This is a genomic window from Streptomyces sp. NPDC054783, assembly GCF_053611725.1.
On record NZ_JBSHAY010000076.1, the window covers coordinates 1 to 12,086 of the forward strand.

Sequence of the window (12,086 nt, forward strand, 5' to 3'; positions counted from 1 at the left end):
GATGTTGGAGTAGTGCGCGAAGACATCCGGGCCTCCGCCGTCCTGCTGGATGAAACCGAAACCCTTCTCGGCGTTGAACCACTTCACGGTACCGCTGGCCATGCATCTACCTCTCGGTCGAACCGGGTCCACACCATGCAGACCCGCAGTGGTCGCCCTGGTCACACCCCGCACAACAAAACGCCCGTACCTCGCGGTACGGGCAGGAACGATGACCCACGACAACCACCGCGACGCTACACCGCGCATTCGGTCGGCGCCAGAGGGAAACGACCCGTCTGGGGCGAGCGCCTGAAGGCGTTTGCGGCCACCGACGCGGCGCCGATCCATGCGGTCCGGCATCACGCGCCTGACCGGCGACGGATTCAAGGCCGCCCACCCGGACTGCTGGGAGCTGATGGAGCACCAGCCCCGCAATGCCGGCGCGGCCATCCGCACCGACTACCGGGCCTGGTTCGCACAGGCCGAAGAGTACGTGCGGGCGCGGCGCGGCGGCCTCCTCATCGAGGCCGTCCTGGGCACCGTGAACGACGTCATCGACAGCGCGGCTGCCTGCTCCAGCGCCGGCTACCCGGTCGAGCTGGTGGTACTGGCCGTACGGCCGCAAGTTTCATCTGCTCACCCTCGCCGCTTCTTGTTCTCGACCGGCGCGACCGCACTGCGGGGCCCGTGTCCTGCGGATGGCCCGCACGATCGGAGACGCGGCCCCCGCCCCGCGGCCGGGCCGGGACCGTGTGTTTCGCAGGGTCTACAGTCTCTTCGCCGCCCGCAGCCCCTGCGCGTACAGACCGTTGCCGTCCAAGCGGGCCGTGCCGCCGTGGTCGCCGAAGGTGGGGCCGCCTGCCGATGCGCGGCTGGAGATGAAGCGCGGGTGGCCGTCGTCGTCCAGGCCGAGGTAGATGCCGACGTGGTCGAGGCGGTGGTCCTGGCTGTGGTCGGCGGCGAAGAAGACCAGGTCGCCTGGTTGGAGCTTGCTCAAAGCCGCGGGGGCGTTCTTGCCCCGGAGCACCGGGATGCCGGGGCCGACCGTGGCCATCGCGTCGGCGGTGCGGGGAAGGCCGGGGCCCTTGTCGTCCCGGCGGAGCAGCGGGTAGCCCTCCCGATAGCCGTAGACGAGCCGCACGTAACCCGATGGGCCCACGGTGCCGTAGCTCTCCTTGTCGGGGTGCACGGTGTGGTGGTCGGGGAAGGTCCAGGCGAGGCCCAGGTACTGGTAGAAGTCAGAGGCGGGGCGGGTGGTCTTGCCCGCCTTGTCAGCTTCCTGCTTCTGGCCCTTCTCCGGTTTCGGGTTCTCGTCACCGGCTGCGCCGTACGTCGCCGCTCCCGCGTACCGGACGCCCTTCGCGTCCTTGAGGGGCTTCTCGCCCGCCCGGTACTGCAGGGCCACGGCGAGGACGTCCGGCTTGGTGCTGCCGCGGTTGGTGCGCAGCCAGGTGGCGAACCACTTCGACCGTTCCTGGCCGGCTGACCACGTGCGCGGCATCAGGCGCACCCAGCTGTCCGTGACCAGGCGCGCCGTGGTGGTGCGAGGCTCGGTGAAGGTGCGGTCGGTGCCGGTGAGGACGGCGGTGCGGGCTCCATCGGTGAGGGTGGCGACTACGGTGCCGGAGCCGTCCCGGACAACTGTGCGGGCGGGGTCGGTGAGGCGGTCGTAGTGGAGGCCGTGGGCACGGGTGGGGGGCAGCCGGTCCTGGCCGAGGTGCACCGTGCCGGCGGCGGCCTGGCCGCTGTCTGTGTGCAGTTGGCGGGCGAGCAGGCCGGCAGTGATGGCCAGGGCTGCGAGGAGGGCGAGGGAGAGCCGTTGCTTGCGCTTGCGTCGGGCGGCAGAGGCGGCGGCCATGGCAGGTGGGGGTTCCCTTCCGTGTGGGGACAGCAGGCGCTTGGAATACCGGGTCACCTACCGGGCAGTGCGCCCAGCAGGAGGCCGGTGGCGAGGACGACGTACGCGCCGAGGGTGACCGTGGACGTGGCGAGGAGGGTGGCGCGCGGCGGCTGGCGCACCAGTTGGTAGGCGATGAGACCCGGCACGATGTAGCCGAGTGTCTGGTGACCGAAGAGGTACGGGAACTGGTGCTGGAGGATCAGGTAACCCGTCGCCTGGATCAGCACGCCGCACAGAACCACCGCCGCGAACAGCCTCTTGCCGTAAAGGATCACGAGGCTCTGCAGCAGACGAGTGCAGCCGTACGTCAGTGCGGTCACGGCAAGTACCATGAGGAACAGCCGCCAGTCCCCGACGAGGATCAGCGCCAGCCAGCCGGGGGTGATCATGCCCCCCGGGGAGAGGTTGGTGACGAGGTAGCAGATCAGGGAGAAGAGTAGCCCGAGCGAGATACCGATCGCGGCCATGTCCGGGCTGAGGTGGACGGGGGTCACTGGTCGTTGTCTCCGGTGCGCTGGGCGGGGATGCGGGTAGTACCGAGGGCGGCCGACTCGGGGTCGACGGAAGGGAGTTGGGCGAGCCGTTCCAGCAGCCGCTCGCCCTGACCGTGGATGTTGCCGACGGCGACGAGGGACGCCTCGCCCTGGAGGGCGGTGAGCAGGTCGGCGGTGAGGTCGTCCGGGTCGCGGTCGTCGCCGCCGAGGTCGACGATCCGTCCGCCCCAGTCGCCGGGGATGCCCTCTCGGGCGCTCTTGGTGGGGTGACCGATCAGGAAGACCGTGTCGGGGGCCAGCTCGGGGACGATCTGGCCCATTTGGCCGTTGCGTTCGACGCGGTCGGGGCGGCAGTTGATGACGACGTGCAGGGGGCGCTGGATCGCCCCGAGTTCGAGGAGCTGGTTGACGTTCATGAGCGTCGACTCGGGGTCGTTGGCCGCGAACACGTTGGCGAAGCCGAGCGTGCTGCCCTGGGGCGTGCGGTACTTCTCGACGGAGAGGACACCGGGGTCAGGAGGGGCGTCGTACATGCCCTTGAGGGCCGTTTTCCTTTCCACACCGAGGAGTTGGGCGACGGCGAGCGCGATGGCGACGTTCTCCTTGAACGTGAACCAGGAGAAGCCGCCCATCTCCTCGTCGGTGACCGACTCCGGGTCGACGCTGATCAGCTCGCAGTTCCGCTTGGCGGCCTCCTCCTGGAGGATGTGCAGCCGGTCGCGTTCCGCGGTGACGCAGACGCCGCCGACGGGCATCGAGCGGGACAGCGAGCGGGCCACGTCGTCGAGGGTGGGGCCCATCTCGGCGAGATGGTCCTCGCGTACGTTGCACAGCACGCCGATCGTGGAGCGGATCAGCTTGGTCTGGTTGACCTCCTGGAGGGCCGGCATGACCGCCATGCACTCCATGACCAGCGCGTCCGGTGTGTACGCGGCGGCGCGCCGCACGATGCCGATCTGCTCGACCACGTTGGCGATGCCGAACTTGCGGTAGACCGGCTCCTCGGTGGCGTCCGGGTGGATGAAACGGGCGGCCGTGCCGGTGGTCTTGGCGACGGTGACAAGGCCGCCGCCGCGCAAGGCACCGGCGCACAGCCGGGTGATGGAACTCTTGCCGCGGATGCCGTTGACCAGCACGCGCTGGGGAATCGCGTCGAGGTTGTCGTAGTGCCTGCGCTGTTCGACCATGCCGGCGATCAGGAGGCCGAGGGAGCATACGAGGAAGACGCTGTAGAGAAAGAGCATGACCTTGCTTCTCGGGGGCGGGCTCTCGGCGGGAGCGGCTCAGGTGCTCTGGTATGGGAGCGACTCAGGTGCTCTGGGGCTGGGGCGCGGTCGCGGGGGCGTTGTCGCGCCGCCGCCTGCGTTCCTCCGTGACCAGCCGCTGCCGGATGAGTTCGAGGCTGCGGGCCACGGAGCCCACCTCGTCGTGGTGGAGGGGGTAGACCACACTGGTCCGGTCGCCCGAGGCGAGTGCCGCCGCCGAGCGATCGAGGGCGCGCAGTGGACGTAGTACGGCCAGTTCCAGCCAGCCCAGGCAGAGCAGCGTCACGGTGAAGGCGAGCAGTCCGGCCAGCCAGGCGTGCCGCTCGGTCTCATACGCGGCGAGGCGTGTCCAGGACAGCGGCTTGTGCGTGACGACCCGCCAGTGCAAGCCGGCGACGGCCGGTGTCCCGCCCACCTGTTCGTCGGCGGCGAGGGTGGTGCGTCCATGGCCCGGCAGTGAGCTGAAGGCGATGAAGCCCCCGTTGGAAGCGATGATCCTTCGCCGCACGTCGACCAGCCAGGATCGGCCGAGACCGGGGCGGGTCAGGACTTCGTTGAAGACGTCCGGCCGCAGCTCCGCGAAGAGCTTGCGCCTGCCGTCGCCCACGGGCACCACGGCCGCCGAGAGCGGCATCGTGCCCGAGCGGTTGAGCTGGAGCACGGCGGGCGCACCCGGTTTCACGGACTTCGCGGCGGCAGCGCGATCGATTCCGTACGGGGCCCTGCCAGAGCGTGCGATGACGTCGCCGTCCGCGTCCACGAGGTAGAGGGAGCGCCACGCTCCGTGCCGGGGCAGCTGCTCGTCCAGTACGTCGGCGATGCCGCCGCGGCTGTCGACGGCGAGCTGGGCGATCGCGGACAGGTCGGTGACGCTCTCGTCGAGGGTGCGCCGGACACGGTCGGCGGCGGCCTGGGCTCGGTGCCGTTGGTCCTGCACGGCCTGCGCCGGCACCTGCGCCCGCCCTTCGGCGAGGGTGAGCAAAGGAAGCGCCACGGCCCAGGCCGTGACGAGGACGGCACAGGACAGGACGACGCTGCGCAGACCAGCGCGGCGGGATGGGGCGGGGGGCGAGCCGGCGGCAACGGTCTCCCCGGCGAGCTGGCAGCGCAGAGACTCCAGGGACCGTCCGACCCGTGCGGCTTCCCCCCACCCGCGCACCGATACCGGAAGTTTCACGTCCCCGCCTGCGAGGCGGCGGGCTTCCTGGTGCAGTCGGAGCAGCGGGCGCTGCACGTGACGGATCAGCAGCCACGTGACAAGGACGCCAAGCGCGAGCAGCGCGCTCGCCGCCGCGAGGCCGACGAGGCTGTCACCGCGCGCAGCGGTTCCCACCGGTACCGGAACCGCCGTGGCCACGGAGAGCCCGAGCCCTCGTACGCGGTCCCCGTCGGGCACTTCCGCGCGCCCGATGACGAGATAACCCCGGCCTGCGCGGCGCAGGTCGACCTTTCCCTCCTCAACAGCCGTACGCAACCCGGTGTTTGTGGCGCTCGTGCCGACGGCGGCGATGACGCGACCGCCGCTGTCGGTGACGAAGGTGGAGCGGGAACCCTCCTCACTCGGCAGCCGGAGCGTCGCGGACGAGACCACCAGCCAGCTCTTGTCTCCGGCCCCGTCGAGGTAGGCGAAGGACAGCAGCCGGGGGGCGCCGGAGCGCCCGGCGACGAGTCGGGGCCGCAGTCCACCGCTGCCACGGTCGGCCTCGGTCAGGCCGTCGAGCGGCACGGTCTCCCCGCGCGCGGCGAGCAGCCGGCCCGAGCCGGTGTCCACGACGGCGAGCCCGCGCCACTTGGAGTAGACGTTCGTGAGAGACGTCAGGACCGCGTCAGGGGATTTCCGGGTGCCCCGACCGAGCAGTCCGACGGCGTCGTGCAGATCCTGCGCGCTCTGCTCCAGAGAAGCTCCCAGGGAACGCCCGGAATCGGCCGCGATATCCGCCTGGGATTCGGAGACAGAGCGGGATACTCCGCGATCCCTTGAGTTCCCGACAGTGAATATGGTAAGGGTGCAAACGGCCACCAAGAGGCTCAGTAACAGGGCTATGGGCGGGCGGACACCGCCGAGCAGCGGCATGTCCGCGCGCCGCCGTCGCGCCTTGCGGGGGTGACGGGCGGGCTTCCCTGCCTGCATGAGACCACTCCTGAACAGTGAGAACACGCCATGTACGGGGGTGCCGGCGGCGTCCACGACAGACCCGGGTACGACGTTCGCAACCGCAGCGGCAGGCGACCTCCAAGACGAGGGAAGCTGCGGCCGGGTTCATCGACAACCGCAAATTTCCGAGCAGTTGAGCCTGTGATGGGCGCCATACGAATCGAGCGGAACCCATGAATGGGCTCTGCCCATCATGCAGTTGAACCACGGATTCACGAACGAGCCCCGAGACCGGTCCCCGACGCGGCGACAAGCCCTGCTGATCGCTGACTCGACGGCCTCGACTACGGTCGGCATCCCCGTCACTGGTCTGCATGTCAGCATCCAGCGGCCTCCTGCCCCCGGGGCCTACGTGGTTTGGTCAGGGGATGGTCGGCGGTTCTGCAATGCCGATGTAGTTCCCTGTCATGGTCCGGATGTGGACCGACCACCCCAGCATTGCGAGGTCGTCCGCGAGGGTCTGGGCATCGTGGAATACCTTCACGATGCGGTACTGGCTGCCGTCATCGAGCCGGCGCAGCGCCGCCGGGGCTGCCTGGTTCGCGAGGACTTCCTCGTACGCCGCTGCGGCGGGGCCGTCGTCGATGAAGATTGTTTTGCCGCCCGGCGCGAGCGCGCTGGCGACGGTGTTCCAGAAGTGGGGCAACCGCGCCGGTGGGACATGGGAGAGCCAGAAGGCGAAGAACACGGTGTCGTAGCGTCGTGGCGGCTGCCACTGGAACAGGTCTGCCTGGAGGAACTGAACGGTGGGGGATGCCGTGCGCGCACGAGCGAGGGCGAGCACTTCGGCTGACGCATCGACAGCCGTCACCGACTGCGCCCGCGCGGCGAGCCTCGGGGTCCACTGGCCGGTTCCGCAGGCCAGCTCCAGCACATCCCCGGCAATCGGGAGGTCATCGACGACAGCCAACAACTCCTGCAAGACCTCGTACTCTTCGTAGGGCCGGTCGTATTCGGCCGCGCCAGCCCGGTAGTAAGCCACCTGCTCTGCCAGGAGAGCGTCGTCGTCCATGCGGGTTCCTCTCGTCCGGGTTCGGGCAGAGCCGAATGGACTCAGCTCGCCGGCTTGGTCGCCACAGGCACTGTCGGCCTTCACCTCTGGGCAAGGTCAAGTGTCTTGAGTGCCTGGAAACGTCCTCGCCGACCCGCGGGCGTCGCTCGTTGAGGTGACGTCTTCCGCGTTCGGGTCATGGGGCCCTGCGGGGTGCCCCACCCTCAGAATGCAGGGTCCACGGCGGTGGGGAGGCGTTCGTGGGCGAGCCTGCTGAGGCGGTACCTGACTGGGGATACGCTTCGGCCGTCCACGTAGGGTTCGTCGGGGTCGACGGCGTTGAGCAGTTCGGTTCCACTGGCCCGCTACTGGGACGAGCCCTTCGAGCGTGCCTCCCGCTCGGAAATTCATCGCGTTCAAGGGGCAGAAGAACTTCACTGGTGATTACTGGGCAGCGACCTCGCGTGACCTGGTGGGTTAAGGCTGCGACCGTGCCGTCGGCGATGTCGCCCGCCGCGCCCTGACCGACCCCGACCGGCTGCCGAAGGTCGAGGCCTGGTTCCGTCGTACGGCCCGCGAGCGCGGCTACACCAAGGACGCGCTGGACGAGGTGTGGAAGACCGTCTCTTCCTTCGGCGCGTACGGCTTCTGCCGTGCCCAGGCGGTGGCTTCTGCCGTGCCCAGGCGGTGGCTTCCGCCGTCCCCGCTCTGCAGTCCGCGCATCTGAAGGCGCACTTCCCGGCGTATCTGTTCGCGGGGCTGCTGGAGCACGATCCGGGCATGTGGCTGCGCCGGGTCATCGTCGCCGACGCCCGCCGCCACGGCGTCCCAGTGCTCCCGGTCCACGTCAACCACTCCCGCAAACAGCACAGTGGAGCAGACCGGTCAGGGATGGGGGGTGCGCCCGGCGTTCTCCACGGTCAAGGGCGTCAGCGAGGCGGAGACCGCCCGCCTGACGGCCGACCAGCCCTACGCCGGACTGCGGGACGTGTGGCTGCGCGCTCGCCCGTCCCTGCCGCTCGCGCAGCGCCTGATCCGTATCGGTGCCCTCGACGCCCTCTCCCCCGGCCCGACCCGGCGGGATCTGCTGCTGCAGGCCACCGAGCTGCACCGGCAGTCCCGCAACCGCACCGCCACCGACGGGCAGCTGCCGCTGGGCGGCGAGCTGGTGACCGCCGGACCGAGCGGGCTGCCGGAAATGACCAGCCGCGACAAGCTCGGCGCCGAACTCGACACCCTCTCCATCGACGTAAGCCGGCGTCTGGTGGAGCACCGCCACCGGCTGCTGCGCGAGCTCGGCCCGACCGACGCCGCCCACCTACGTGGCATGGTGCCCGGGCAGAAGGTCCTCGTCGCCGGGGTGCGGGCCTCCACGCAAACGCCGCGCATCCCGTCCGGCAAGCGGGTCATCTTCTGCACGCTGGAGGAAGGCTCCGGCCTTGTCGACATCGCCTTCTTCGAGGACTCCCATGAGCGCGTCGCGCACACCGTGTGCCTTTCCGGTCTGCTGTTGGTACGTGGCCAGGTGGAGGCGCGCGGCCCGCGCCGCACCGTCGTCGGCGAGATGGTCTGGGACCTGGACGAGGTGGCTGCCGCCCGCCGCGACCACGGACCCCAGGCCGCCCTCGACCTGCTCGGCCGCACCAGCCCGGCCCAGCCGGTCACCCCGCAGCGCACTCCGGCCGACGGAACCGCCGGGGCCCGCCTGCACCCGTACGCCGACCTGTTGCCCGATGGCTCACGGCGACGTCCCTCTGCCGTCGTCCGTCAGGTGGTGACGGAGGCGCGTTCACGGGCTGCGCGGACGGCAGCGGTGAGGCTGGTGAGGTCGTAGGCGCCGTGGTGTCTGCGGCCGTTGATGAAGAAGGTGGGCGTGCCGGCCACGCTGCTGAGGTCGGCTGACTCGACGTTCTCGGCGATGCGGGCTGCGTCAACGTGGACGCGCATGTCTCGTTCGAATCGCTCCGCATCCAGGCCGACGGCAGCCGCATGGGCGTACAGGTCCTCGATGCGCAGGGCTTCTTGATGGCTGAGCAGCAGGTCGTGCATGTCCCAGAAGCGGCCCTGGCGTGCGGCTGCTTCGGAGGCTTCGGCGGCGAGTTGGGCGTGGATGTGCACGTCAGTGAGGGGGAGGTGGCGCCACACGTAGCGCAGGTCTCCGAAGTCGGCGAGGAGTTCACGGACGACGGGCTCGGCCTGCCCGCAGTGGGGGCATTCGTAGTCGCCGTACTCCACGACGGTCACAGGGGCGTGGTGGGGCCCGCGGATGTGATCGCGGTCGGGGTCGACCGGCACGGCCAGGTCGACGATCGTCTCCGCCTTCCCGAGCAGGGCCCGGAGCCGCAGCAAAGGCGGCAGAAGGCCGATGGCTGCGATGACGAGCCGGGCTGTCAGGAAGGAGCAGACGAGTGTGGCGAGGATGCCGAGCTTGGCCTCGTCGAGGCGTGCACCGTGGAAGGCGAGGGTCGCGATGAGCAGGGAAACGGTGAACCCGAGCCCGCACAGCGCGCCGCCGGCGGTTGCCGCTCCCCAGCCGACCGGGAGGCGCAGCCGCCCGCGGGAGGCGAGCGTGGCAAGCGCACAAGCCCCGACGACACCCAGCGGCTTGCCCAGGACGTAGGCGACGAGGATGCCCAGGGTGACAGGCGAGGTGAAGGCTCGTGCCAGTTGGTCGCTGCTGATCTCGATGCCGGCATTGGCCAGGGCGAACAGCGGCACGACCAGGTAGCTGCTCCAGGGGTGGTAGATCCGCTGCAGGCGGTCGTTGGGGGAGATCGCCGAGGCGATGCCGGCGCGGACGGACCGCTCCAGTTCCGCAGTGGGCTGCTCACGGAACAGCCGGAACAGGCCGCTCGCGTGTTCCAGGCCGGCGCGCGAGGCAGGGTAGGCGTAGGTGAGCAGCCCCAGGGCGAGACCGATCACGACCGGGTCCACACCCGACTCGAACAGGGCGACCCAGGCGACAACGCCCAGCAGCAAGTACACACTGCCGTGGCGTACGCCGAGTCGCAGGCTGAGCACGACGAGTGCGAGGGTGCCGATGGCGACGACGAGTGCGGGCACGGTGATGCGGTCGCTGTAGGCGAAGGCGATGACGCCGAGGGAGAGGAAGTCATCGACCACGGTCAGCAGGAGGATGAAGACCCGCAGCCCGGGCGGCATGCCGCGGCCCGCGACGGCCAGCACGCCCAGGGCGAACGCGGTGTCAGTGGACATCGCCGCACCCCAGCCCTGCTCGCTGCCGTGTCCGGCGTTGATGGCGAGGTAGAGGGCGATGGGCACGATCATGCCGCTGAGCCCCGCGACCAGCGGCAGCGCGAGCCGCTTGCGCTCGCGCAGTTCGCCCATGTCGAACTCGCGGCGTGCCTCCAGACCGACGACGAAGAAGAAGAGCGTCATCAGGCCGCTGTTGACCCACTCTCGCAGGCCCTGCGAGATCCCGTACGTGCCGAAGCGGACAGACAGGCGGGTGTCCCAGAACGACGTGTAACCCGAGGGTGCTGCGTTGGCCCAGACGAGTGCGGCGAGCGCGGCGACGACCAGGACGGCGGCGCCACCGGTCTCGGTGCGCAAGAAGGTACGCAGCGGGGAACGCGATCCGCTGCTGCACAGCGTCTGGCCTGTGTAAGCGTCTGGTTCACGGGACATGGGTCAGATTCTCATCCGAGGCGTGGCTGAGGGCCTGCGGACGGAGAGCCGGTGTGTCGGCCGCGGGGTTTTGCAGTCCGGCAGGTTCGGGTGTCCTGGCCGCGGCAACGGCAACGGCAACGGCAGCCTCTCGGGGGCCTCGCCGGCTCGGTCCAGGCCCTGGAACATGCGGCCCGGCATACGCTGTTGCGTCGCACTCGTCCGGCCCGTCCGCCGCGAGGTGCCGATTGGAAGGCCGGCCCGCCCACAGGAAAGCCCTCTGGGAACGAGGGAAGATCGCTTATGACATCGGCTCCGGGAGTTCCACCGGGCCGGACAGCGCCGCGCGCACCCGGCGGGTCGCCTCGTCGACCCTGGGGGTTTTCGCATATCCGGGACACCACGACGGCCCAACGGTGACCGCAGTAGGCCAATGACGACTGGAGCGACAACCTCGCTGCCCGCATGACCACCCAGTGAAGAGCTGCAGACACAGCCGAGGCTCGTGTCTCTCTCGGTGGCGGTGCCACCATCTCTCACGCCCCGGCCCTGCCTCCCCGGAAACCACACGGTTGGGGTCACGTGGCGCTGCCTCATGCGCGCGGCTCGGGGTATGAGCACCAGTTCTCGGCCAGCTGTCACCTGCTCGAATGCGACCGGTCCCTCCGTCAGTGGCAGAGGTTCGGCAGTGAGGTGCAGCAGCCCTTGTGCGAGGTCGGTTGTGAGCAGGGCGAGCTGCGCGGGGTCAGGTTGCACACCGTGCCGGCGACGGTGTCCCGATCGGTGCGCGCGAGCGTGGACGGAAGCTCTCGAGCGCTCCATCGATGACCGTGACTTCCTGTGACCGTTCACGCCAGTTGGCGGATGTTCACGGCAATTGGCGAGAAGATCACCTGAAGCAGTCGAGTCACGCGGAGTGACGACTGGTCAGTCGATGGTTTGGGAGTACGGTTCATTTACATGGCAGATTCTCGGACCAATTCCGCGGTTGGTCCGCCCCCGGCGTTCGGTGCCGACCTGCATCTGGAGCTGCGCGGCCCCGGGCTGCGCGCAGGGCTCACGGACGCCTTGAGGGAGGCCGTGCGCACGGGGCGTCTGGCGCCCGGCAGTCGGCTGCCGGCCTCCCGCTCACTCTGCGCGGATCTCGGCGTCTCGCGTCACACCGTGGTCGAGGCCTACGCCGAGCTGGTCGCTGAGGGCTGGCTCACCGCCCAGCAGGGCTCCGGGACCCGGGTGGCCACCCGGGTCGAGCCGCACAGGCCCGCGCCCGACGCTCTTCGCGCGAGGCCGGACGAGCCCCCTCGCCGGTATGGCCTGTGGACTGGTGCACCGGACCTCGCGACCTTTCCGCGCACGCAGTGGCTCACCATGGCCCGCCGGGCTTTGACCGCCGCGCCACACGACGCCTTCGGCTACGGCGACGCCCGCGGCCGGATGGAGCTGCGCACCGCACTCGCGGACTATCTGGCGCGGGCCCGCGGGGTGTACGCCGAGCCGGAGCGGATCGTCATCTGTTCCGGTTTCTACCACGGCCTGGCGCTGATGGCGCAGGCGCTCAGGGTGCGGCGCGTGCGAGGGGTGGCGGTCGAGGCGTACGGACTCGACCTGTATCGCGACCTGCTGGCGAACGCCGGTCTGCGCACCCCGCCCCTCTACGTCGACGACCATGGCG

General features: G+C 69.9%; 8 protein-coding genes and 2 pseudogenes. 3 read left to right on the forward strand and 7 right to left on the reverse strand.

Annotated features, from left to right (window positions below):
• The coding region (locus ACWGJ5_RS45945) for a cold-shock protein (protein WP_453315551.1) at window positions 1–102 on the reverse strand (102 nt) is incomplete at its 3' end.
• 226 nt (window positions 103–328) lie between these two features.
• Here ACWGJ5_RS45945 and ACWGJ5_RS45950 point away from each other — a divergent pair.
• Window positions 329–604 (forward strand): annotated as a pseudogene (locus ACWGJ5_RS45950) (zeta toxin family protein); the annotation flags it as partial.
• Between the two features lie 144 nt (window positions 605–748).
• Here ACWGJ5_RS45950 and ACWGJ5_RS45955 read toward each other — a convergent pair.
• From ACWGJ5_RS45955 to ACWGJ5_RS45975, 5 genes are all read right to left on the reverse strand, one after another.
• Complete coding sequence (locus ACWGJ5_RS45955) at window positions 749–1,840, reverse strand: NlpC/P60 family protein (RefSeq protein ID WP_453315544.1); 1,092 nt, start codon at window positions 1,838–1,840, stop codon at window positions 749–751.
• Between the two features lie 53 nt (window positions 1,841–1,893).
• The gene (locus tag ACWGJ5_RS45960) at window positions 1,894–2,376 is read right to left on the reverse strand and encodes a poly-gamma-glutamate biosynthesis protein PgsC/CapC (RefSeq protein ID WP_453315545.1); all 483 of its coding nucleotides are present in this window, start codon (window positions 2,374–2,376) and stop codon (window positions 1,894–1,896) included.
• A complete protein-coding gene (gene pgsB, locus ACWGJ5_RS45965; protein WP_453315546.1) occupies window positions 2,373–3,620 on the reverse strand; it encodes a poly-gamma-glutamate synthase PgsB in 1,248 nt (415 codons plus the stop codon). The genes ACWGJ5_RS45960 and pgsB overlap by 4 nt, the downstream gene beginning before the upstream one ends.
• A 64-nt stretch (window positions 3,621–3,684) precedes the next feature.
• The gene (locus ACWGJ5_RS45970) at window positions 3,685–5,412 is read right to left on the reverse strand and encodes a HAMP domain-containing protein (protein WP_453315547.1); all 1,728 of its coding nucleotides are present in this window, start codon (window positions 5,410–5,412) and stop codon (window positions 3,685–3,687) included.
• Between the two features lie 745 nt (window positions 5,413–6,157).
• The gene (locus ACWGJ5_RS45975) at window positions 6,158–6,808 is read right to left on the reverse strand and encodes a class I SAM-dependent methyltransferase (RefSeq protein WP_453315548.1); all 651 of its coding nucleotides are present in this window, start codon (window positions 6,806–6,808) and stop codon (window positions 6,158–6,160) included.
• A gap of 460 nt (window positions 6,809–7,268) precedes the next feature.
• Here ACWGJ5_RS45975 and ACWGJ5_RS45980 point away from each other — a divergent pair.
• Window positions 7,269–8,621: pseudogene (locus ACWGJ5_RS45980) on the forward strand (helix-hairpin-helix domain-containing protein); the annotation flags it as partial.
• Here ACWGJ5_RS45980 and nhaA read toward each other — a convergent pair.
• Entirely contained in the window at window positions 8,555–10,435 is a 1,881-nt protein-coding gene (gene nhaA, locus ACWGJ5_RS45985) for a Na+/H+ antiporter NhaA (RefSeq protein WP_453315549.1), read from the reverse strand. The pseudogene ACWGJ5_RS45980 and the gene nhaA sit on opposite strands and share 67 nt — an antisense overlap.
• Window positions 10,436–11,374: 939 nt before the next feature.
• Here nhaA and ACWGJ5_RS45990 point away from each other — a divergent pair.
• On the forward strand, window positions 11,375–12,086 hold a 712-nt coding region (locus ACWGJ5_RS45990), incomplete at its 3' end, for an aminotransferase class I/II-fold pyridoxal phosphate-dependent enzyme (RefSeq protein ID WP_453315550.1).

Excerpts from the sequence above, each read along its gene's own strand:
- ACWGJ5_RS45955 (WP_453315544.1), bottom strand. The coding sequence starts at position 1,840 with ATGGCCGCCGCCTCTGCCGCCCGACGCAAGCGCAAGCAACGGCTCTCC.
- pgsB (WP_453315546.1), bottom strand. The coding sequence starts at position 3,620 with ATGCTCTTTCTCTACAGCGTCTTCCTCGTATGCTCCCTCGGCCTCCTG.
- ACWGJ5_RS45975 (WP_453315548.1), bottom strand. The coding sequence starts at position 6,808 with ATGGACGACGACGCTCTCCTGGCAGAGCAGGTGGCTTACTACCGGGCT.
- nhaA (WP_453315549.1), bottom strand. The coding sequence starts at position 10,435 with ATGTCCCGTGAACCAGACGCTTACACAGGCCAGACGCTGTGCAGCAGC.